Annotated in this window: 16 protein-coding genes; 12 read left to right on the top strand and 4 right to left on the bottom strand. The window is 70.1% G+C overall.

The genetic code is table 11. From position 1 onward, the window contains the following. The first annotated feature begins 9 nt into the window (after positions 1-9). The gene (metK, locus tag E6A26_RS07355; protein ID WP_136610550.1) at positions 10-1,242 is read left to right on the top strand and encodes a methionine adenosyltransferase; all 1,233 of its coding nucleotides are present in this window, start codon (positions 10-12) and stop codon (positions 1,240-1,242) included. Beyond that, a complete protein-coding gene (locus tag E6A26_RS07350; RefSeq protein WP_136610549.1) occupies positions 1,242-3,398 on the top strand; it encodes a primosomal protein N' in 2,157 nt (718 codons plus the stop codon). Before metK ends, E6A26_RS07350 begins: the two co-directional genes overlap by 1 nt. On the opposite strand, the gene E6A26_RS07345 is transcribed toward E6A26_RS07350, so the two are convergent. The 3 genes from E6A26_RS07345 to E6A26_RS07335 all read right to left on the bottom strand — a co-directional run bounded on the left by E6A26_RS07345 (position 3,370) and on the right by E6A26_RS07335 (position 6,473). Continuing rightward, positions 3,370-4,506, bottom strand: coding sequence for a glycosyltransferase family 4 protein (locus E6A26_RS07345; protein ID WP_136610548.1), 1,137 nt, complete (start codon positions 4,504-4,506; stop codon positions 3,370-3,372). The genes E6A26_RS07350 and E6A26_RS07345 overlap by 29 nt on opposite strands. Next, entirely contained in the window at positions 4,503-5,423 is a 921-nt protein-coding gene (locus E6A26_RS07340; protein ID WP_136610547.1) for an alpha/beta fold hydrolase, read from the bottom strand. The genes E6A26_RS07345 and E6A26_RS07340 overlap by 4 nt, the downstream gene beginning before the upstream one ends. A gap of 96 nt (positions 5,424-5,519) precedes the next feature. Further along, positions 5,520-6,473, bottom strand: a complete 954-nt coding sequence (locus tag E6A26_RS07335; protein WP_136610711.1) for a sugar-binding transcriptional regulator — start codon at positions 6,471-6,473, stop codon at positions 5,520-5,522. Between the two features lie 160 nt (positions 6,474-6,633). Here E6A26_RS07335 and E6A26_RS07330 point away from each other — a divergent pair, with 160 nt between their 5' ends. The 9 genes from E6A26_RS07330 (at position 6,634) to E6A26_RS07290 (ending at position 19,411) form a co-directional block, all read left to right on the top strand. Next, the gene (locus tag E6A26_RS07330; protein WP_136610546.1) at positions 6,634-8,403 is read left to right on the top strand and encodes a glycerol-3-phosphate dehydrogenase/oxidase; all 1,770 of its coding nucleotides are present in this window, start codon (positions 6,634-6,636) and stop codon (positions 8,401-8,403) included. A gap of 83 nt (positions 8,404-8,486) precedes the next feature. After that, the gene (glpK, locus tag E6A26_RS07325; protein ID WP_136610545.1) at positions 8,487-10,022 is read left to right on the top strand and encodes a glycerol kinase GlpK; all 1,536 of its coding nucleotides are present in this window, start codon (positions 8,487-8,489) and stop codon (positions 10,020-10,022) included. 188 nt (positions 10,023-10,210) lie between these two features. Next, positions 10,211-12,736 (top strand): leucine--tRNA ligase, encoded by a 2,526-nt coding sequence (leuS, locus tag E6A26_RS07320; protein ID WP_234865194.1) that lies wholly within the window; start codon positions 10,211-10,213, stop codon positions 12,734-12,736. Between the two features lie 64 nt (positions 12,737-12,800). Next, positions 12,801-13,715: a DegV family protein gene (locus E6A26_RS07315; protein WP_234865192.1), complete on the top strand. Its 915-nt coding sequence runs from the start codon at positions 12,801-12,803 to the stop codon at positions 13,713-13,715. A gap of 112 nt (positions 13,716-13,827) precedes the next feature. Continuing rightward, complete coding sequence (locus tag E6A26_RS07310) at positions 13,828-14,649, top strand: ComEA family DNA-binding protein (RefSeq protein WP_136610543.1); 822 nt, start codon at positions 13,828-13,830, stop codon at positions 14,647-14,649. Then, positions 14,646-16,520 carry a ComEC/Rec2 family competence protein gene (locus E6A26_RS07305; protein ID WP_136610542.1) on the top strand — a complete coding sequence of 625 codons (1,875 nt, stop codon included), beginning with the start codon at positions 14,646-14,648 and terminating at the stop codon, positions 16,518-16,520. The genes E6A26_RS07310 and E6A26_RS07305 overlap by 4 nt, the downstream gene beginning before the upstream one ends. 28 nt (positions 16,521-16,548) lie before the next feature. Beyond that, on the top strand, positions 16,549-17,571 hold the full coding sequence (gene holA, locus E6A26_RS07300; protein ID WP_136610541.1) for a DNA polymerase III subunit delta: 1,023 nt from the start codon (positions 16,549-16,551) through the stop codon (positions 17,569-17,571). Between the two features lie 293 nt (positions 17,572-17,864). Further along, a complete protein-coding gene (locus tag E6A26_RS17890; protein ID WP_234865190.1) occupies positions 17,865-18,545 on the top strand; it encodes a DUF6318 family protein in 681 nt (226 codons plus the stop codon). A gap of 383 nt (positions 18,546-18,928) precedes the next feature. After that, positions 18,929-19,411 (top strand): PKD domain-containing protein, encoded by a 483-nt coding sequence (locus E6A26_RS07290; RefSeq protein WP_234865188.1) that lies wholly within the window; start codon positions 18,929-18,931, stop codon positions 19,409-19,411. Positions 19,412-19,599: 188 nt separating this feature from the next. Here the strand turns inward: E6A26_RS07290 and rpsT are convergent, their stop codons facing one another. Further along, the gene (gene rpsT / locus E6A26_RS07285) at positions 19,600-19,860 is read right to left on the bottom strand and encodes a 30S ribosomal protein S20 (RefSeq protein ID WP_136610539.1); all 261 of its coding nucleotides are present in this window, start codon (positions 19,858-19,860) and stop codon (positions 19,600-19,602) included. A gap of 306 nt (positions 19,861-20,166) precedes the next feature. Here rpsT and lepA point away from each other — a divergent pair, with 306 nt between their 5' ends. Further along, the gene (gene lepA, locus E6A26_RS07280) at positions 20,167-22,020 is read left to right on the top strand and encodes a translation elongation factor 4 (RefSeq protein ID WP_211129015.1); all 1,854 of its coding nucleotides are present in this window, start codon (positions 20,167-20,169) and stop codon (positions 22,018-22,020) included. Positions 22,021-22,054: the final 34 nt, after the last annotated feature.

Raw genomic sequence — 22,054 nt, 5'->3', positions numbered from 1 at the left:
AGTAGTGCAGTGACCCACGCTCCCCTTGACGCCGCACGCCCGGCAGACCCCACCGCCTTGAGGCTCTTCACCTCCGAATCCGTCACGGAAGGGCACCCGGACAAGATCTGCGACCAGATCAGCGACGCGATCCTGGACGCTCTCCTCGCGGCTGATCCGGAGTCCAAGGTGGCGGTCGAGACGATGGCGACGACGGGTCTCGTACACGTCGCGGGCGAGGTCACCACCGACGCATACGTCGAGATCCCGCAGATCGTGCGCAACACGATCCTCGGGATCGGCTACGACTCCTCGGCCAACGGCTTCGACGGCGCGCGCTGCGGCGTGTCCGTCTCGATCGGGCAGCAGTCCTCGGACATCTTCGACGGCGTGTTCAACTCGCTCGAGTCCCGCGAGGGCACGCTCGAGGACGAATACGACCGCCAGGGCGCGGGGGACCAGGGCATCATGTTCGGCTACGCGAGCGACGAGACGCCCACGTACATGCCGACGCCCATCTGGCTCGCGCACCGGCTCTCGGAGCGCCTCACCGAGGTGCGCAAGAGCGGCGAGCTGGCGTATCTGCGCCCCGACGGCAAGACGCAGGTCACGGTCGGCTACAACGGAGATCAGCCGGTGACCGTGGAGACGGTCGTCATCTCGAGCCAGCACTCCGAGGGGACGCAGCTCTCCAAGCTCCGGGCCGACCTCGCTGATCACGTGATCGCGCCGGTCCTCGCGGCGAGCCAGCTCGAGAGCGACCATGTGCGGAGCATCCTCAACCCCGCGGGGCCGTTCATCATCGGCGGGCCCGTCGGCGACGCGGGCCTCACGGGCCGCAAGATCATCGTCGACACGTACGGCGGCTTCTCGCGGCACGGCGGCGGCGCTTTCTCGGGCAAGGACCCGTCCAAGGTGGACCGCTCGGGCGCGTACGCGATGCGCTGGGTCGCGAAGAACGTCGTGGCGGCGGGGCTCGCGCGCCGCGCCGAGATCCAGATCGCCTACGCGATCGGCCAGGCCCGCCCGGTCGGCATCTACGTCGAGACGTTCGGCACCGAGAGTGTCAACCCGCTGCGCATCAGCGCCGCGATCAACGAGGTCTTCGACCTGCGGCCGCGCGCCATCATCGACGCGCTCGACCTCAAGCGCCCCATCTACGCGAAGACCGCTGCGCACGGCCACTTCGGCCGGGAGGAGCCGGACTTCACGTGGGAGCGGCTCGACCGGGTCCAGGCGCTCAAGGACTTCTTCGGCGCCTGATGAGCCAGCACGCGTCGGGTGCCGGTGGGTTGGCCGGGCCGGAGGCGGAGCAGCCGTCGCTGCTCCTCGGCTTCCCAGGGCCAGCGCGCGCGTCGGCAAAGCCCGAGCCGGCTCGCGAGCGGCCCGTGGCGCGCGTCTGTGTGGAGTCGCCGCTCCCGCAGCTCGACCGCCTCTTCGACTACCTCGTCCCCGAGGAGCTGTCCGCGGCCGCCCAGCCCGGAGTGCGCGTGCGGGTGCGCCTGTCCGGCCAGGAGCTCTCGGGCTTCCTGCTCGAGCGGGTCGACGCCTCCGACTCGGGGGTCGCGCTCCAGCCCCTGCTCAAGGTGGTCTCGCCCGCCGTCGTCCTCACGCCGACCATCGCGCGCCTCGCCGCCGCGGTCGCTGAGCGGTGGGCTGGTGCGCTCGGCGACGTCCTCCGCTTCGCCGTGCCGCCGCGCGCGGCGCGCGTCGAGAGCGAATACCTCGGTGAGCTCGCGGGCGGCGCGGCCCCGGAGCCCGAGGCCTCGGGGCCCGCGGCGACGACAACGGGCGCCGCAACGGACGACGGCGGCGGCCCGGCTGGCGCTTCCGCGTGGGCCGAGCTGCAGCGTGGCCCCGCGTTCCTGCGGCACCTCGGTGCGGGCGGGAGCCCGCGCGCGTCGCTCCAGGCGGTCGAGGGCTACGGCCCGCGCGGCTGGCCGGCCCTCGTGGCCGAGGCTGTCCGGGCCGTGCGGCTCACCGGACGGGGCGCGCTCGTGGTCGTGCCGGACGGCCGGGATCTCGAGAGGGCCTTCGCGGCGCTCGGGGACTCGCTCCCGGGCGATCCGATCGTCCGCCTCGCGGCGGAGGACGGCCCCTCGCAGCGCTATCGCGGCTTCCTCGACCTCCTCGCGGGCCGGGCACGGGTGGCGGTCGGGACGCGCGGAGCGGCCCTCGCCCCCGTGCGGGATCTGGGCCTCGTGGTGTGCTGGGACGACGGCGACGACCTCCACGCCGAGCCCCGCGCTCCGTACTTCCACACCCGCGAGGTCTGCCTGCTGCGGTCCGAGCTCGAGGGCTGCGCGCTCTTGCTCGCGGGGCACACCGTGTCCACCGAGGCCCAGCGGCTCGTCGAGAGCGGGTGGCTCCAGAGCGTGTCCGCGGCCCGGTCCGTGCTCAGGCGGCGGCTTCCGCGCGTCGTCAGCACGGCCGACAGCTTCGAGACGGCCCGCGACCCGTACGCACGCATGGCGCGCCTTCCGCATGCCGCGTGGCAGCTCGCGCGCGAGGCCCTGGTCGAGGGACCGGTGCTCGTGCAGGTCGCGCGCGCGGGGTACGCGCCGTCGCTCGCGTGCGAACGGTGCCGCGAGCCCGCGCGGTGCGCCGAATGCTCGGGCCCGCTCGCCGAGAACGCGGGGCCCGGATCCGCGCGCCGCATCGCGTGCCGCTGGTGTGGGACGCCCGCGAATGCCTGGACGTGCCCGCACTGCGGCGGCAAGGAGCTGCGCCGTTCGTCGATCGGTGCGCTGCGCACCGCGGAGGAGCTGGGCCGCGCCTTCCCGGGAGCCGTCGTCGTCACGTCATCGGGGGACAACGTCAAGGCGGAGGTGCCCGGAAGCCCTGCGCTTGTCGTCGCGACGGTCGGGGCGGAGCCCGTCGCGCCCCAGGGCTACGCTGCGGCCCTCCTGCTCGACGGCGATTCGCTCCTGGGACGCGAGAGTCTGCGGGCGGGCGAAGAGGCCCTGCGCCGGTGGCTCAACGCGGCGGCTCTCGTGCGCCCGGCAGAGAAGGGCGGGAGGGTCGTCATCACGGCGGGCGACCACGAGGCCGTCTCGGCCCTCGTGAGGTGGGATCCGGAAGGCTTCGCGGCACGCGAGCTCGGGCTTCGGCGGACCTTGTCGCTGCCTCCGGCCGTTCGCGTCGCGGCGGTGACCGGCTCGCGTTCGGCGGTCGAGGGCTTCGCCTCCGCCGCGGCCGGCCTGCTCGGAAAGCCGGGCGTGCGCAAGGCAGGCCCGGTCGCCCTCCCGGCGCCCTCGGGCACCGCAGCGGCCGACGCGTCGTGGCGCCTCCTGATTTTCTTCCCCGTGGCGGAAGGTCCGGAGGCGACCCGTGCGCTGCGCGCGGCGCGGATCGCCCACGCAACGCGGCGGGGTTCCGAGCCGGTCCAGCTCAGGCTCGACGGCGCAGACGTCCTCTGACTGCCGAGATGAGACCACGCGCGCCGCTCTGACGTGCCCGGAAGACCGCGATCGCCTCCTCCGCCGCCTCGAGCAGCGCCTCGGCGGATCGGTCCCAGCTGAACGTCTCGGCCTGGCGCACCGCGGCACGCGACGCGTCGGCCCACACCCCCGGCAGTTCGAGGCCCCTCACGGCCGCGGCGAACGCCTCTGGTGAATCCGGGTCGACAAACCGTGCGCCGTCGCCGCCCACCTCGCGGAAGATCGGGATGTCGCTCGCAATGACCGGCGTGCCCAGCGACATCGCCTCGACGAGCGGGAGGCCATAGCCCTCCGAGCGCGAGAGGCTCACGAGGGCGGTCGCCTCGCGCAGGATCGCCTCGTATTCCTCATCGCTCACGCCCCCGTGGAACTCGACCGACGCCCCGGCGGGGACGATCGCCTCGAGTTCCGCCCTGCGCGCAGGGGAGATGCGGCTCAGGAGGTGGAGGGTGTATTCGGGCAGCGAGGACATCCCTGCGATGACCGTCTCGACGTTCTTGTACGGCATGAACGAGCCCATGTAGACGAGGCTGCGCTTCGGGGAGGCGTCGGCGTCCCGGGGCACGCCACCGCCCTGCGGCGCGTTCCCGACGATGCGGACGGGACGCTTCGTGAGCCGCTTCTCGGACATGAGCCACTTTGTGGTGTGGCTCACGGTCGCGACGACGTCGGCCCGGTTGAGGAGCGCGCGCTGCGGCCAGTAGGCCTTGTGGTAGAGCCGCCAGAGCAGCCGCACGGGCGCGGGGAGGAATCCCGGCGGTTCCGGGTGCTCGTAGTAGATGAGGTCGTGGAGCGTGAGGATGAGGGGGTAGCGGCGGCCCCACGAGCCCATGGTCTGCATGGGGCAGAAGACGACGTCGGGCGCGAGCCCGTTCACGCGCCCGGCCACGAAGAGCTCCGCGGGCGAAAGCGGGCTCGACACCTTGACGTGGGGTACGTCCGGCAGGAGCGCGAGCTGGCGCTCGTCGCTGATGAGCATGGCCGTTTCGGTGCGGGCCGCGACCGCCTCGATGAGGCTCGCCCCGAATCGGCTGATGCCGTCGTGGTGGTCTGTGCGCGTGAACCGTGCGTCGACGAGCAGCCTCACTTGGCGCCCTCCTCGCCGAGGAAGTCGCGGATCGACTGGGCGGCCGGCTCGGGCGTCTCGTAGTGGATGAGGTGGCCGACGCCGGGAATCACCGTGAGCCTCGAGTCGGACAGTCGCTCGTGGAAGCGCCGCACTGCGGCGAGCGGGGCGACTTCGTCGCGATCGCCCGCGATGAGGAGCACGGGCAGCGTGAGCCGGTCGGCCACCTCGGCAGCAGTGTGGGAGACGGACGCCTCGAAGGATTCAAGCAGCATGTCGCGGTTCGCGAAGCTCGAGAAGTGCTCGGCGTGCTGGCCGTGGACGAAGTGCCGCAGGCCAGCATCCCGCGTCTTGGCCATGGCTTCGCTCATGAGCCGCACGATGAGGGGGTGCCGTAGGAGGCCGGCGCCGGCCGGCTCGGGGAGCGACGCGCCGGCCCGGTAGTAGCCGACGGCGAGGCGGCTCAGGACGCCCTTCGGGCCCTCGAGCGCCGGGGCCGAGATGGGATTGACGAGGATCAGCCGGGCGAACCGCTCAGGGTGTTCGGCCACGAAGTGGGCCGCGACGATCGAACCGAACGAGTGGCCCAGCAGCACGGTGTCGGGGCCGAGGGCCAGTTCGTCGGCAAGGGCGCCGAGCCATTCTGCGTAGCCCGCGATGTCATGGGGTGCGGTTTCGAGGGGAGAGGAGACCCCGAAGCCGGGAAGGTCGGGCATGATGACCCGCACATCCCCGAGGCGGTCCACGATGCGCAGGAGTCCATGATGCGTCCCGCGGAACCCGTGCACGGCGAGGATCGTCGGGGCGGGCGCGCCGGGCCCGGCCTCCGGCTCGTACGTGAAGACGGCCGTCTCGGCCCCGAGGACCGTGACCGTGGTGCGGTGTTCGCGGACGTCGAGTGCCGGGGAGAGGAATCCGTCTTCTGCCGTGGCCACCATCAGTCCACCTCGTCGCGCGCGATCATGGCACCGACTCTACCGGGCGAGACTCGGCGCGGTCCGGCAGTGCGCCGCCTGGCCGGAGGACGCCGGCCGTCACGCATCGAGTGCGAGGAGGGCGCGCACCGTCGTTTCGTCGGCCACAAGCTCCGTCACGAGTCTGGCGTTCAGCGCGCCGCGCAGACTGCGCGCCTTCGAGGGACCGGAGACCACGCAGAACCTGTGCTCGACCGATCTGATGTGCCGGTGGGACGGTCCCGTGGCGCGGTCGTTGAGCGCGATCCCGTCCGAGCTGCCGTCCTCGCGGAAGAAGACGGTCGCGATGTCTCCCACGACCCCCTCGGATGCGAGGGTCGCGACGTCCGCCTCATCGAGGTACGAGCCTGAGTAGACGTGGCTCGGCACGTCCGCGTGGACCGAGCCGACTCCGAAGACCGCCAGCCTCATGCGGGCCTGCACGTCGAGGACGCGCTTCACGCTCCGCTCCCGCCACATGAGCCGCTTCGTCTCGGCCCGGTCGAAGAACGCGGGGACGGGGAATTCTTCGACGGCCGCGTCGTAGGCGGCGCCGAAGCGGCGCACGATCTCGCTCGCGTAGCCGAGCCCCATCGTCTGCGTGTTGGCTGCGCCGTTGAGCTGGACGACCGTGCTGCCGTGCGTCGACTTCCGGTTCAAGTAGCGGCTCATGGCCGTGAGCGTCGAGCCCCAGGCGACGCCCATGACGAGGTCCGACTCGACGAAGGGGGTCAGCGTCCGCGCCGCGTACATCGCGACGCGGTCCAGCATCTCCGCCTCGTTGAGGTTCGCCGCGTGCGGCACGATGTGGGCGCGGACGCCGTAGCGGCGCGCCACAGCGGCCTCGAGCTCGACCGAGGAGTCGAGCGGGTCCGAGACCTGGATCTGGACAAGGCCGGTGTCGCGAGCGAACGTCAGGAGCCGCGAGACGGTCGAGCGCGAGGTCCGGAGCTCCCGGGCGATCGCGTCCATCGTGAGGTCCTGCAGGTAGTACAGGCGCGCGGCGAGGAGCGCGTCACGGTCCTTGCGGGCCATGGGAGAGTGTGCGGAAATCGAGTCGTCAGGCGCGTCCCGCCAGGCCGGAGACGGTGTCATGGTGTCCATTTTTGCACGTATGTGCAGAGGTATTGATCCTTCTTCTCACTCCTCCGAACAATGGTCGTAACGCCCGTCGCAACGATTCAAGGAGGCCTGCGTGGCCCAGCCCCACGACCCCGTCCCCGCCGAGCCCGCCGCGGGCTCCCCGACGGCCGGCGCCGCCCGTTCGACCGTCGCGGACCTCCGCGGGCGTCCCCACGCTCAGGTCCTCGTCATCGGGGGCGGGATCAACGGGGTCGGCACCTTCCGCGACCTCGCGCTCCAAGGAATCGACGTCGCACTGGTCGAGCGGGGCGACTACTGTCAGGGCGCGTCCGGCGCGTCGTCCCACATGATCCACGGCGGAATTCGCTATCTGGAGAACGGCGAGTTCCGCCTCGTCCACGAGTCCGTCGTCGAACGCAATCGTCTGCTGCGGATCGCGCCCCACTACGTCAAGCCGCTCCAGACCACGATCCCCATCTTCAGCACATTCTCGGGGCTCCTCAACGCTCCGCTGCGCTTCCTCGCCCATCGCACGGGCAAACCGCACGAGCGCGGCGCGCTGCTCATCAAGGTCGGCCTCGCGCTCTACGACGCCTTCTCGCGGGAGGGCGGCGTCGTGCCCCGGCACCGGTTCGTGGGCCGCAAGCGCGCCCTCGCCGACCTGCCGCAGCTGCGGCCGGACGTCAAATACACGGCGACGTACTTCGACGCCTCGGTGCACAATCCCGAGCGCCTCACGCTCGACGTCCTGCGCGACGGGATCGCCGCGGGCGCGGACGGCGGCAAGGCGCGCGCGGCCAACTACGTGAGCGCCATCGGGACGGACGACGACGGCGCGGTGCGGCTCCGCGACGAGCTCACCGGTGAGGAATTCGCCTTCTCGGCACCCGTCGTCGTCAATTGCACCGGGGCGTGGACCGACCGGACCAACGACGCCCTCGGCTCGGCGACGCACTTCATGGGCGGGACCAAGGGCTCGCACATCGTCTTCGACGCCCCGGAGCTGCTTCAGGCGTGCGCGGGGCGCGAGATCTTCTTCGAGCACACGGACGGGCGCATCGTCCTCATCTATCCGATCGGCGACCGGGTGCTCGTGGGGACCACCGACATCCACGCGGGGGACGAGCTCACGCCAGTCTGCACCGACGCCGAGATCGAGTACTTCTTCGAGCTCATGCGCCACGTGTTCCCAGGAGTCCGAGTGGAGCGCGAACAGATCGTCTACACGTTCTCCGGAGTCAGACCGCTCCCACGGCACAGTGACACCGCGCCGGGCTTCGTCTCGCGCGACTACCGGATCGAGCGCACCGGCGGATCAGCTGGAGAACCGGTGCGGCTGAGCCTCGTGGGCGGGAAGTGGACCACGTTCCGCGCGCTGTCCGAGCAGCTCGCGAAGCGGGTGCTCGGCGAGCTCGGCGCACAGCGCACCACGAACACCGAGGAACTCCCGATCGGCGGCGGGGCCGGGTTCCCCACCGACCCCGCGGCACGGGAGGACTGGCTCAAGGCGCACGTCGGCCTCGGCATCGACGCCGCCCGTGCCGAGGTCCTGCTCGAGCGCTACGGCACGCGGGCGGACGAGGTCATCGCGTTCCTTCGCGAGGGCGAGGACAGCCGGCTCAGGAGCACCCACGAGCTGAGCCGTCGAGAGCTCGCCTATCTGGCCGAGCGCGAGCACGTCGGCCACGTCGTGGACGTCCTCATTCGGCGCACTTCGCTCGCGTTCCGCGGGCTCGTCACCCGCGAGCTCGTCGTGGAGGTCGCGTCGATCCTCGCGCCGCACCTGGGCTGGGACGAGCGACGTGTCGCGGCGGAGTCGGAGCTCGCGCTGACGACCCTCGCCGAGGCGCACCGCGTGACGGCAGACGAGCTCGTCGGCTGAGGACACCCTGCCGGCGGCGGGCGCACGTACGGCCCAAGCCTCGGTATCGTACCCACAGCGCATCCATTCCAAAGGAGCAGTGAATGTCTGAGCCGGAAGCCCGCCGCCCCCGCTACGTCCTCGCGATCGACCAGGGGACCACGAGCACGCGCGCCATCGTGTTCGACCACGGCGGCTCGATCGTCTCGATCGGCCAGCTCGAGCACGAGCAGCTTCTGCCCCAGGCGGGTTGGGTGGAACACGATCCCCGCGAGATCTGGGACAACGCGCGGAAGGTCGTGGCGGAGGCGCTGTCTGAGTCCGGCCTCACGCGGGAGGACATCTGCGCGGTCGGCATCACGAATCAGCGCGAGACCGCAGTCGTCTGGGACAAGACCACGGGCGAACCGGTCCACAACGCGATCGTCTGGCAGGACACCCGCACGCAGCCCATCGTCGACAAGCTCGCGGCGGAGGGCGGCGTCGACCGCTTCAAGGCCACGGTGGGCCTCCCGCTCGCGACCTACTTCTCTGGCACCAAGGTCGCGTGGATCCTCGATCACGTCGAGGGCGCGCGGGAGCGGGCCGAGGCCGGCGACCTGCTCTTCGGCAACACGGACGCCTGGCTCCTCTGGAACCTGACCGGTGGGACGGACGGGGGAGTGCACGTCACCGACGTCACGAACGCGTCCAGGACGCTGTTCATGGACCTTCAGACGCTCGCGTGGGATCAGGAGATCCTGAACGCCTTCGGGGTCCCCGCGTCGATGCTGCCCGAGATCAGGTCCTCCTCGGAGGTCTACGGGACGGTGCACGAATCCCTGCCGCTCGCCGGCGTGCCCGTGGCGGGCATCCTGGGCGACCAACAGGCCGCGACGTTCGGGCAGGCCGCGTTCGCCACCGGGGAGGCGAAGAACACGTACGGCACCGGCTGCTTCCTCATCTTCAACACGGGGGAGGAGATCGTCCGCTCCAAGAACGGGCTGCTCACCACCGTCGGCTATCGCCTCGGCGAGGCCGCGCCGCACTACGCGCTCGAGGGGTCTATCGCCGTTGCGGGCTCGCTCATCCAGTGGCTGCGCGACAATCTGGGGCTCATCGAGTCAGCGCCCCAAGTCGAGAACCTCGCGCTCTCCGTCGAGGACAACGGCGGCGTGTACATCGTGCCCGCGTTCTCGGGGCTCTTCGCCCCGTATTGGCGCGCTGATGCACGCGGCGCCGTCGTGGGCCTGACCCGCTTCGTCAACAAGGGCCACATCGCGCGGGCCGCGCTCGAGGCCACGGCGTTCCAGACCCGAGAGGTCCTCGACGCGGTCAACGCGGATTCCGGCGTCCCCCTGAGCGAGCTCAAGGTCGACGGCGGCATGGTCGCCAACGACGCGCTCATGCAGTTCCAGGCGGACATCCTCGGTGTTGACGTGGTGCGCCCGAAGGTCATCGAGACGACCGCGCTGGGCGCCGCCTACGCCGCAGGGCTCGCGGTGGGCTTCTGGGCGGATCTCGGCGAGCTGTCCGAGAACTGGGGCGAGGGGCGGCGCTGGTCACCCTCGATGGACGGCCAGGAGCGGGAGCGCCAGCTCCGTCTGTGGAAGAAGGCCGTCAGCAAGTCGATGGGCTGGGTCGACGAGGATGTGCGTTAGACCCGGTCCGGCGCGGCGCCTGCGCTACGATATCCGTATGCATGGTGTGCTCCTCCTTCCCTAGCCGCTCGTCACGAGCGGCAGCCCCTCCCTGTGAGGGGCTTTTGTGTGTCAGGAGGCAGGTACCTGCTATGGCGGCAGTCGCCGCGGCGGCCGCGAGAGGAATGCAGACAGTGGAGAGAAGCACGGTGAGCGAAGAGCAGGGCGCGGAGCAGACGACTGCGGGCGTGTCGGAGTCGGCCTACAGCTTTGCCGCGATCGAGGCCAAATGGCCGTCGGTGTGGGACGAGCTGGGCGTGTTCACGCCCCAGGACGACGGAAGCCGCGAGCGCCGCTACGTCCTCGACATGTTCCCCTACCCCTCGGGCGATCTCCACATGGGCCACGCCGAGGCGTTCGCGATGGGCGACGTCGTGGCCCGCTACTGGCGCCTCAAGGGCTATGACGTGCTGCACCCGATCGGCTGGGACTCATTCGGTCTCCCCGCGGAGAACGCCGCGATCAAGCGCAACGCGCACCCCTCGGAGTGGACGTACGCCAACATCGACACGCAGGCAGCGTCGTTCAAGCGCTACGCCCTGAGCCTCGACTGGTCGCGCCGCCTGCATACGTCGGACCCCGACTACTACCGATGGACCCAATGGCTGTTCCTGCGCTTCTACGAGCGCGGCCTCGCGTACCGGAAGAATCACCCGGTGAACTGGTGCCCCAAGGACCAGACAGTGCTCGCCAACGAGCAGGTGGTCAACGGCGCGTGCGAACGCTGCGGCACGCCCGTGACCAAGAAGGCCCTCAACCAGTGGTACTTCAAGATCACCGATTATGCGGACCGTCTGCTCGAGGACATGGCGGGGCTCGAAGGCCACTGGCCTGAGCGCGTGCTCGCGATGCAGCGCAATTGGATCGGCCGCTCCGAGGGCGCGCACGTCGACTTCGTCATCGACGCGACGGCGAGCGGCTCTGCGGGGTCCCAGCCCGAGCGCACGGTGACGGTGTTCACGACGCGCCCCGACACGCTCTACGGCGCCACCTTCTTCGTCGTCGCGGCGGACGCCGACCTCGCTGCGGAACTCGTGACCCCCGAGCAGGCCGGCGCACTCGCGGAGTACCAAGACCGCGTCAAGGCGCTGTCCGAGATCGAGCGCCAGAACACCGACCGTGAGAAGACCGGCGTGTTCCTGGGCCGATACGCCGTCAACCCCCTGAGCGGCGAGCGCCTCCCGGTCTGGGCCGCCGACTACGTCCTGGCCGACTACGGCACGGGCGCCATCATGGCAGTCCCTGCCCACGACCAGCGCGACCTCGACTTCGCGCGCGCCTTCGGGCTCCCCGTGCGCCCCGTGCTCGAGACGGGCGAGGAGTATCCGGCGGAGAGCGGCGTCGCGACGTCGGGAGAGGGCACGATCGTGAACTCGGGCCCGCTCGACGGGCTGACGAAGGCGGAGGGCATCGCCAAGGCCATCGAGATCGTCGAGGCGGCCGGGAGCGGATCAGGCACCGTCAATTACCGCCTCCGCGACTGGCTCCTCTCGCGCCAGCGGTTCTGGGGCGCGCCGATCCCGATCATCCACTGCGAGGTGTGCGGCGAGGTGCCCGTGCCGGACGGCGAGCTGCCGGTGCGCCTCCCCGACGACCTGCGCGGCGAGCAGCTCGCGCCGAAGGGCACGTCGCCGCTCGCGGCGGCCGAGCATTGGGTCAACGTGGAGTGCCCTTCGTGCGGCGGCCCGGCGAAGCGGGACACGGACACGATGGACACGTTCGTCGACTCGTCGTGGTACTACCTCCGCTATCTCTCGCCGGATTACACCGAGGGTCCCTTCGACACCGATGCGGCCAAGCGCTGGATGCCCGTCGCGCAGTACGTGGGCGGCGTCGAGCACGCGATTCTGCACCTCCTCTACAGCCGGTTCTTCACCAAGGTCATGAAGGACATGGGGCTCATCGACTTCGAGGAGCCGTTCGCGTCCCTCATGAACCAGGGCCAGGTGCTCAACGGCGGCAAGGCCATGAGCAAGTCCCTCGGGAACGGCGTGGACCTGAGCGAGCAGCTCGACAAGTTCGGCGTCGATGCGGTGCGTCTCACCATGGTCTTCGCGTCGCCGCCCGAGGACGACGTCGACTGGGCCGACGTCTCGCCGTCCGGCTCGGCCAAGTTCCTCGCCCGCGCGTGGCGGCTCGGCCAGGACGTGACGAGCGAGCCGGGCGTCGACCCGGCAACGGGTGATCGGGGCCTGCGCTCAGTCACCCATCGCACCCTCGCCGACGCGTCCGAGCTCGTCGAGGCGCACAAGTTCAACGTCGTCGTCGCGAAGGCCATGGAGCTCGTCAACGCCACCCGCAAGGCGATCGACAACGGACCGGGCGGCGCCGATCCGGCAGTCCGCGAGGCCGTCGAGGCGGTGGCGATCATCCTGAGCCTCGTCGCGCCGTACACGGCCGAGGACCTGTGGGCTGCGCTGGGCCACGAGCCGTCGGTAGCCAACGCGTCGTGGCCGGCCCACGATCCCTCGCTCCTCGTCGAGGAGACGGTCACCGCCGTCGTCCAGGTGCAGGGCAAGGTGCGCGACAGGATCGAGGTCTCGCCCGACGTCACCGAGGACGCGCTCCGCGAGCTGGCGCTCGCCTCGCCCAACGTCCAGCGCATCCTGGACGGCAGGGGCATCCGCACGGTCATCGTGCGCGCGCCGAAGCTCGTGAACATCGTCCCGGCGTAGCCACGGGCGGGTCGTGGGCGTGGCAGAGCGTTCGCCGGCTGGCTGGCTGAGGGACCGCTTGCGGGTGGAGCGCCTTGGCCGCCTCCTGCCGCGCGGAGCGGACGCCCAAGCGGTCCGGACGGCGGTCGTGACCGACAGCGCGGCCGGCCTGCTCCCGGAATGGACCAGAGCCGCGGACGCACGCGGCGGGTTCGCGGTCGTGCCTCTCTCGATCATGGCCGGCGACGAGATCTTCGCCGACGGACCCGAGGCGGTCGCCGCGCTCGGCATCGCGCTTGCCGCTGGCAGGCCGGTGAGGACGTCGCGGCCCGCCCCGGGAGTGTTCGAGCGTGTCTTCCGCCAGCTGGCCGAAGCCGGCTACGAAAGTATCGTGTCGGTGCATCTCTCGGGGGCGCTCTCGGGTACGGCCGACGCCGCGCGGCTCGCCTCGGAGCTCGTCGACGTGCCCGTCCACGTGGTCGACACCCGGACCGCAGGGCTCGCCGAGGGCTTCGCCGTCCAGGCCGCGGCGGCCGCCGCCGCGGCGGGCCTGGACGGCGACGGCGTCGTTGCCGCGGTGCACGAAGCCCTCGCGGGTTCCGAGGTGCGATTCTTCCTGCCGAGCCTCGAGCAGCTGCGTCGCGGGGGCCGGATCGGAGCCGCCGCGGCATGGGTCGGCACCGTCCTTGCCATCAAGCCGCTCCTTGCGATCCGGGACGGACAGATCGTTCCCATCGAACGGATCCGCACGAGCGCGCGGGCGCTTCCACGCCTGCGCGAGCTCTCTGTGGAGGACGCCCGGCGGCGCGTGAATCCCCAACTCGCCGTGCACTATTTCGGCGACCGCGCCGAGGCTGACGGCCTCGCCCACGAGCTGTCCCGCGAGCTCGGCGGCGACACTGACGTGATCGTCTCTCCGCTGCCCGCGGTCCTCGCCGCGCACACGGGGCCGGGAGTTCTCGCGGTCGTCGTCGCGGGCCCCCTGCGCGAAGCCCGGTAGGCCGCGGACTCGCGGCGCTTGCTGCTCCTCCACAGCCGATCTCCCTGGGCTGAGCGCACATGCGGCACCGAGGCGGTGGTCTGGGCCCCTCCAGCGTGTCAGCGTTGAGCCCATGGGACGTCGAGCTCGAACCACGCACCCGGCCCGGCGCTGGGATCGTTATGCGGGCGGGGACGGCGGCCCCGCCGAGTGCACCGAGGGCCTCCTCGAGCTCGGACCGGCCCGGATCAGGCGGGCAGAGGGGGTGGTCGAGCCCGACGCCGGGCCCGAGGAGGGCCCGGAACCCGGCCCCAGACGGCGCTGGGCACTCTCCGCGGGTCTGACGGCCGTGGTCGCCGCGCTGCTCATGGCGTGTGGGGGCCTGTGGTGGTGGTCGGTCGCGTCCGACCCGCCCAGCGTGCGGAGCGTCGACGCGCTCGAGCCGGACGCGCGTGCCCAAGGGTCCCCGACGGCATCCAGCTCGCCGTCCCCGGCAACGGACGACGGCGGGCGGCAGCTCGTGGTGCACGTGACCGGCGCGGTGGGTGCCCCGGGGGTGTACAGACTGCCCGAAGGGATGCGCGTCAACGACGCGATCGCCGCCGCGGGCGGTCCGGCCGCCGGGGCGGAACCGGATCGGCTCAATCTCGCCGCTCCCCTTGTCGACGGCGCGCGGCTCGTTGTGCCGCGTCGGGCCGATCCAACCGAGGAGGCGGTGGCAACGCCCAGCCCGAGCGCTTCCCCTGGGCGAGGTGGTGCCGCGGGCAAGGTCAATGTGAACCGCGCGGGCGTCGACGAGCTGGCCGGGCTCCCGCGAGTCGGGCCTGTGCTGGCCCAGCGCATCGTCGACTATCGGAACCAGCACGGGCGCTTCGCTACGGTTGACGCCCTCGACGCGGTGCCGGGGATCGGGACTCGAATGCTCGACTCCCTGCGGCCCAACGTGACTGTATGAGCGAGCGGCGCCAGGCGTGGCGGCGATACGCCGACTCCGCGACGGCGAGCGCGCGGGGTCCCCACGGGCCCGTGGGCGAGGGGAGCTCGGGCCCGGCGCCCCCGCACGCGGCGGTGGCGGGCAGGGGGCTGATCGCCGTCCGACACCGCCTTGACCGGCTCTCGGACCAGAGGGCTCAGCGTCGGTCGAACAAGGCGGCAGAGGCGAGGCCGGCCCCGCGGCCTTGGCGGGACCTCCGCCTCGTACCGCTCGCTGCTGCGCTGTGGGCCGGAGCGGCATGGGCAGAGTCCGGGCCGAGCATGGGACTCTCGGCCGGCGACACCGCGCTCGTAGCCGCAGTCGTCGGGCTCGGAGGGCTCGGGGGCGCCACCGGATGGTGGGCCTTCGCCAGGGCAACTCGGCGGCACGCTCGGCGGCCCCTCGACCGCAGCGAGTCGCGAGGAGGACGGGCACGAGCGGGAAGGCGCACGATCGACGGAACGCTCGGTGTCCTCTGTCTCTCGGGGGCCCTGTCCGTCGCATGGGGCGCCGGACTCTCGGCATCCTCCGCGAGGCTCGCCCACGATGCAGCCGGCCCGGTAGCAGAACTCATCGCCGAAGGCGGCGCCACTGTGGCCGTCGTCGAGGTCCTTGCCGAACCGCATCGCCAGCGTCCGAGCGGGCGTGACTCCCAAGAGGCGCGATTCACGGCCAGCGCGAGGCTCCTCGAAGGCACTCGAGCGGGCCTTCGGTTCTCGGCCTCGGTGCGCATCATTGTGACCGGCGGTGAGGCGCTATCCCGGCTCAGCGTGGGAGAGATCGTCCAGGCTCCCGTACGCGTCCGTGCTGCGGCACCTGGTGAGGAGCCGTTCGTGACCCTCGCGGGGCCGCCGAGGGCGGTCGGCGTGTCCCCATCGGCGTCCGGTCCCGCGCGCGCCCGTGAGGCGTTGCGGCAACTGGCCGGGCGGCTACCCGCGGACGCCGCAGGCCTCGTGCCGGCCCTCGCGACGGGGGATCGAAGCCGCCTCGACCCGCAGCTCGAGGAGGACATGCGCACCGCGGGCCTCGGGCATCTGACTGCCGTCAGCGGGGCCAATTTCGCAATAGTGCTCGGCTGCGCAACTCTTGGCCTGCGGCTCGCGCGGTGTCCACGATGGGCCGTTGTCGCTGGGTGCGCCGTCACACTCGTGGCGTTTGTCGCCGTCGTCGGTCCCGAGCCGAGCGTTCTCCGGGCGGCCGCGATGGGGTCGGTAGGCCTGCTCGCGCTCGCGACGGGTCGTCCCGGCCCGGGCTGCTCCGCCCTCAGTCTCGCTGTCGTGGTCATCCTGCTCGCCGACCCCGCACTCTCGCTGAGCCTCGGCTTCCTGTTGTCCGTCCTCGCGACACTCGGCATCATCCTCATCGCCCCTCGGCTGGCCGCGGCGCTCCGCGCGCATCTGCCGGACTGGCTCTCGCTCGCTGTCGCGGTCCCGCTCTCAGCCCAGCTTCTGTGCGGACCCGTCCTCGTGCTCGTCCAGCCTCAGTTCCAGACGTGGTCGCTGGCGGCGAACCTCGTGGCGGCGCCGCTTGTACCGCTCATCACGATCGCCTCGACACTCGCGCTCGCTGCAGCCTCCGTGGCGCCTCCCGTCGCATCCATGGCCATCGCCGTGGCAGGGCCGCCCGCGGAGCTTCTGGCCCTCATTGCCCACATGACTGCGGCCCTTCCGAGTGCGGGCCTCGAGTGGCCCGAGGGCCCACCCGGTATGGTCGCCATGGGATTCGTGTCGGCCCTCAATGGCGCGGCGGTCCTTGCCGCGGGCGACCCGCGGGTCCGCCGTGGCGCCACCGCTCTCGCGGGCCGGGCGCTGCGCTTGGCGGCCGGCCGCCCACGTGAAAAGGTGGACGGGTGAATCAGACGGCGCTCAGGTCGGTACGGTGATGGCGGCACGCTCCGGGCCGGGAGCGCGAGCGGGCGCAGGCGCGGCAAACACGGTCGACTTCAGGAGTGCCGGGCCGGCGCCCGTGGTCCTCGTCACTGGACCGGAGGACTACCTCGCCGCGAGGGCGCTGGACCGGATTCGGCGCGAGGCGAGGGCCGCCGAGCCTGCCCTCGAAGTCTCGCGTCTCGAGGCGGCGTCCTACGGTGCGGGGGAGATCCTCCTCGCCGCCTCGCCGTCGCTGTTCGGCGAGAGCAAGCTCATCGAGATCCATGGCCTCGAGTCGATGAACGAGGACTTCCTCAAGGATGCCCTCGCCTACATCGCTGCCCCGGATCCCGAGATCGTGCTCGTGCTGCGGCACGCTGGCGGGGCGCGCGGGAAGAAGCTCCTCGACGCAGTCAAAGCCTCCGGCGCCCCGGTCGTCGAGTGCCAGCCGCTCAAGAAGGACGCCGACAAGGTAGCCTTCGTCGCGGCCGAGTTCAAAGGGTCGGGCCGCCGAATAGATCGGGACGCCGTTGATGCTCTCGTGGCCGCTGTGGGGAGCAGCCTGGCCGAACTCGGCGCAGCGTGCAGCCAGCTTCAGCTGGATGCCACATCGACTGTCGACGTCGCGACGGTCGAAAAGTACTTCGGAGGCCGCGTCGAGGCTACGGCCTTCAAGGTCGCCGACGCCGCGCTTTCCGGACGCAGCGCCCAAGCCCTTTCGACCTTCCGCCACGCGATTGAGACGGGTGTCGATCCGGTGCCGATTGTGGCGGCCATTGCGTCCAAGCTGCGCACGCTTGCGAAGGTCGCCGGCGAGCACGGGTCGGCACAGAGCATCGCGCGCACGCTCGGCCTGCAGCCGTGGCTCGTCGAACAGGCCCAGCGGGACATCCGGGGATGGACGCCCCAGAGCCTGGCCGCGGCGATCCGAGCCGTGGCCGAGGCGGACGCCGAGGTGAAGGGGCTTTCACGCGACCCGGGCTACGCCGTCGAACGCGCCCTCGCAGTGGTGAGCGTCTCCGCCCGCGCCCGCTGAGGCGCCCGGAGCCGAACCGGTCCACACCGCAGTGCTGGCGTCAGGCCAGCGCAGTCGGGTTACAGGCACCCGGTCTGCGCTGCGAGTCCGCGTGCTGCCGTGCTGGCGTGCCGCCCTGCCGACGCTGTCCGATCCGCGCACTGAACGGCCACGTAGAAACCAGCTCCGCGGCCACTGAGTTTTCGCTAAGGCGGACTGAGGCCCTTCGAGTCGTGTTTAGGGTAGGAATGCCGCGCCACGGAATATCACGGTCTTAGGCGCGGATTCAGCACCGACGACTTTGGGGGACGTCAATGGCGCTCAATCGCACTATCCATCGCTCTTTGCCCACAGTGCTTCGTCGCCTGGGGGTTCGCGTTTCGTGTTCGGTGCCCGCGGTGCTGGCGTGCCTTGTTGCCACCTGCCTGACGTTGAGCGCGTGCAGTTCCGTGCCCGCCGACGCGGCACAGTCCGAGGCCCCGAGCCCGGCTTCGCCGGCCAGCTCGCCGTCCGCTCCGGATCCGCGTCCAACCGCCGCTAGCTCCAACGGCCCAGCCAGAAATGCCCCGAAGCCCGAGCTGCCCGAGGCAGCGAAAACGAACACCAAGGAGGGGTTCGCGGCCTTCACGCAGTACTGGTTCGACACGATTACCTATGCGCGGGAGTCTGGCAACGTCTCACCACTGCGAGAAGCGTCACTGGAGACTTGCAAGATGTGTCAATTTCAGATCGAAAAGGCTACCCGGATTCATTCAGGCGGCGGTTGGAGCTCCGGGCCGCGAAGAGACGTCCAAGGATTTGAGGCCAACATGTCGCTCGATCCGGACAAAAATGTCATTGGGTACTTCTTCCTCGACGAGTCGCGATCTGTGACCTATGCAAAGGATGGTTCGATCGCGGAGGATCGGGCGGGCGGCCGGGCGGAAGGCTCTCAGGTCATCTTCGCGCGATTTGCCGATGGGAGATGGTTCGCCGCTGAAGCTGGGCGAGCATGAACGCGCTAGGTCTAGCTTTCGCGCTGGTCTTGGCTGCCGGACCAGAGCTTCCGCACATTGAGAAAGGCAGTGTCGAAAGCGAATGGACCGACGAGTCCGTGCAAGTGCACACGAAATCTGAAGGTCGCGTCCATGTCTCGTATCCGCCCTTACCTGAAGGCGTGAGCGATCCATATACGTATTCGTACACGCATGCGTGTCTTTCGGATCAGGTGGGCTTCGGTGATTCCCGGTCGTGCGCTGCAGCGGCGGCTGCCTGCACCGAAAAGCCTGAGGGAATGCTCGTGAGCTGGTACCGGCAGCGGGCTGGTGGGGAGGCGGAGAGGCTGAACTCAAGCTGCCTCTATCCAGGTGAGCCGCCCGAGCGTCCAGGTGGGGGCCTGGTGGTGGCGGTGACGGAGCGGCAGCTGCGAGAGCTTCCGATCGTGGCCCCGTTGCTAGGAGCTCAGCCGGGGCGGCACACGCTCAAGGGCGCGGAGACGAACCTGTACGCCGAGCCGGCGGAGCAGTCCTTCGAGCTCACGATCGCCGGGCGGAGGGTCCAAGTGCGGGTGGCCCCCGTGGAGTACCGGTGGTCGTACGGTGACGGCACGGCCTTGAGCACGGCGGTCCCGGGTGGGCCGGTGCCGCCGGCACAGCTGGGGGAGAGAACGGAGACGAGCCATGTCTACCGCAGCACCGGGGACGTCACCGCGTCCCTGACGACGGTCTTCGCGGGCCGGTTCTCGGTCGACGGCGGCCCCCTCCAACCAATCGCAGGCACTGCCGCGGTGACGTCCGTGCCGAGGGACCTGTCCGTCTGGCGCTCAGAAGTCCGCCTCTACGCCGATGACTGCAACATCAACCCCAACGGACAAGGCTGCTGAGCCCTGGGAATCTCTGAGGCATTTTAAGGGCCAGCCAGCCAGACTCGGTGGGGCGAACCACCAAAGCAGCCGGCAACCGGGCCCGCGAGCGGCCCCCAGAACAGAAGGCCCCCAAAACAGAAGGCCCCCAAAACAGAAGGGGCCGGCATCCCGTGGATGCCGGCCCCTTCTGAGAGTCTGACGTGTGGTCAGAGCGCGTTGACCTTCTTGGCGATGCCCGACTTGCGGTTCGCCGCCTGGTTCTTGTGGATAACGCCCTTGCTCACAGCCTTGTCCAGCTTCTTGCTGGCGCGCTCGAGCGCGGCCGTAGCGCGATCCTTGTCCGCCGCCTCGACCGCCGTCTTGACGGCGCGGATGAGCGTCTTGAGCTCGGACTTCACGGCCATGTTGCGCTGCCGGGCCTTCTCGTTGGTGAGAATGCGCTTCTTCTGAGACTTGATGTTCGCCACGTGTGTGAACTTTCTTGTTTTGCTGACAGGGTCTAGAGGGCTTTCAAGTCGGCCTCGACTGAGCGGCGTGGGGATGCCTTTGGCGACCGACCATCAGTGCCCGTCGACCTGCACGGACACACAGCAGACCATATTAGCAGGAATGGCGAGACCGTGCCCGGGCCGGCCCCGCGGCGCGCCGCAGTCGTTGTACGGGGAGCGCTCGGCGGGATGCGCAGATCCGTGGGAGACTGGGAAGTCAGCAATCGCCGCAGGCGTGCTCGTTACACCGTAGCAATCATCAGACAGCAGTAGAGGACGTACAGGGTGTCTCCAATGGCCCGCACCGCCCCGGTGCCCGCCGCGACCGATCCGTCGATCATCCGCAACTTCTGCATCATCGCGCACATCGACCACGGCAAGTCCACTCTGGCCGACCGGATGCTGCAGTTCACCGGCGTCGTCCAGTCGCGGGACATGAAGGCCCAGTACCTCGACCGCATGGACATCGAGCGCGAGCGTGGCATCACGATCAAGTCCCAGGCGGTGCGCATGCCGTGGGAGCTCGACGACGTCTCCTACGCGCTCAACATGATCGACACGCCAGGCCACGTCGACTTCACGTACGAGGTCTCACGCTCTCTCGCGGCCTGTGAGGGTGCCGTGCTGCTCGTGGACGCCGCCCAGGGCATCGAGGCCCAGACGCTCGCGAATCTGTATCTCGCGATGGAGAACGACCTCCACATCATCCCGGTCCTCAACAAGATCGACCTCCCCGCGGCGCAGCCAGAGAAGTACGCCGAGGAGCTCGCCAACCTCATCGGTGGCGACCCTCAGGACGTGCTGCGGGTCTCAGGCAAGACGGGCGTGGGTGTCGAGGGGCTTCTCGACCGCATCGTGCGGGACATCCCCGCGCCGGTGGGCGACGCGAACGCGCCGGCGCGCGCCATGATCTTCGACTCGGTCTACGACACGTACCGCGGCGTCGTCACGTACGTCCGGGTGGTCGACGGCTCGCTCTCGCCGCGCGAGCGCATCCAGATGATGTCGACGAAGGCGAGCCACGAGCTCCTCGAGATCGGCGTCATCTCGCCCGAACCGGCCCCGAGCAAGGGTCTCGGCGTCGGCGAGGTGGGCTACCTCATCACCGGTGTGAAGGATGTCCGCCAGTCCAAGGTCGGCGACACGATCACGAACCTCTCCCGCCCGGCGGCGCAGTCCCTCGGCGGGTACCAGGACCCGAAGCCCATGGTCTTCTCGGGGCTCTACCCGCTTGACGGCTCCGACTACCCGGACCTCCGCGATGCACTCGACAAGCTCAAGCTCAACGACGCGGCGCTCGTGTACGAGCCCGAGACGTCGGCGGCCCTCGGCTTCGGCTTCCGCGTGGGCTTCCTGGGCCTCCTCCACCTCGAGATCGTGCGCGAGCGCCTCGAGCGCGAGTTCAACCTCGACCTCATCTCGACCGCCCCGAACGTCATCTACGAGGTCACGCTCGAGGACAAGTCGGTCGTGACGGTCACGAACCCGAGCGAGTTCCCGGTGGGCAAGGTCAAGGAAGTCCGCGAGCCGATGGTGTCCGCGACCATCCTTGCGCCCAACGAATTCGTGGGCGCCATCATGGATCTGTGCCAGGGCCGCCGCGGCCAGATGAAGGGCATGGACTACCTCTCCGAGGACCGCGTCGAGCTCCGCTACTGGATCCCGCTCGCCGAGATCGTGTTCGACTTCTTCGACCAGCTCAAGTCGAAGACGCGCGGCTACGCCTCCCTCGACTGGAAGGCGGACGGCGAGCAGGCGGCGGACCTCGTCAAGGTGGACATCCTGCTCCAGGGCGAGACGGTCGACGCCTTCAGCGCGATCACCCACCGCGACAAGGCTTATTCCTACGGTGTGATGATGACGTCGAAGCTGCGCGAGCTCATCCCGCGCCAGCAGTTCGAGGTGCCGATCCAGGCGGCGATCGGCTCGCGGATCATTGCCCGCGAGAACATCCGGGCCATCCGCAAGGACGTCCTCGCGAAGTGCTACGGCGGCGACATCACGCGTAAGCGCAAGCTGCTCGAGAAGCAGAAGGAGGGCAAGAAGCGCATGAAGATGGTGGGCCGCGTCGAGGTCCCCCAGGAGGCGTTCATCGCGGCCCTCACGACCGACGAATCGAAGGACAAGGCGAAGAAGTAGTGAAGGTGTCCTTGGCGCCCGCCTCTCGGAAGAC

The organism is Sinomonas albida, from assembly GCF_004919045.1.
Taxonomy (GTDB): domain Bacteria; phylum Actinomycetota; class Actinomycetes; order Actinomycetales; family Micrococcaceae; genus Sinomonas; species Sinomonas albida.
The sequence above is the reverse complement of the archived record's forward strand: the minus strand, read 5'-3'. Positions and strand labels throughout refer to the sequence as shown.

Excerpts from the sequence above, each read along its gene's own strand:
- E6A26_RS07350 (WP_136610549.1), top strand. The coding sequence starts at position 1,242 with ATGAGCCAGCACGCGTCGGGTGCCGGTGGGTTGGCCGGGCCGGAGGCG.
- E6A26_RS07340 (WP_136610547.1), bottom strand. The coding sequence starts at position 5,423 with ATGGTGGCCACGGCAGAAGACGGATTCCTCTCCCCGGCACTCGACGTC.
- E6A26_RS07335 (WP_136610711.1), bottom strand. The coding sequence starts at position 6,473 with ATGGCCCGCAAGGACCGTGACGCGCTCCTCGCCGCGCGCCTGTACTAC.
- glpK (WP_136610545.1), top strand. The coding sequence starts at position 8,487 with ATGTCTGAGCCGGAAGCCCGCCGCCCCCGCTACGTCCTCGCGATCGAC.
- E6A26_RS07310 (WP_136610543.1), top strand. The coding sequence starts at position 13,828 with ATGGGACGTCGAGCTCGAACCACGCACCCGGCCCGGCGCTGGGATCGT.
- E6A26_RS07305 (WP_136610542.1), top strand. The coding sequence starts at position 14,646 with ATGAGCGAGCGGCGCCAGGCGTGGCGGCGATACGCCGACTCCGCGACG.
- holA (WP_136610541.1), top strand. The coding sequence starts at position 16,549 with ATGGCGGCACGCTCCGGGCCGGGAGCGCGAGCGGGCGCAGGCGCGGCA.
- E6A26_RS17890 (WP_234865190.1), top strand. The coding sequence starts at position 17,865 with ATGGCGCTCAATCGCACTATCCATCGCTCTTTGCCCACAGTGCTTCGT.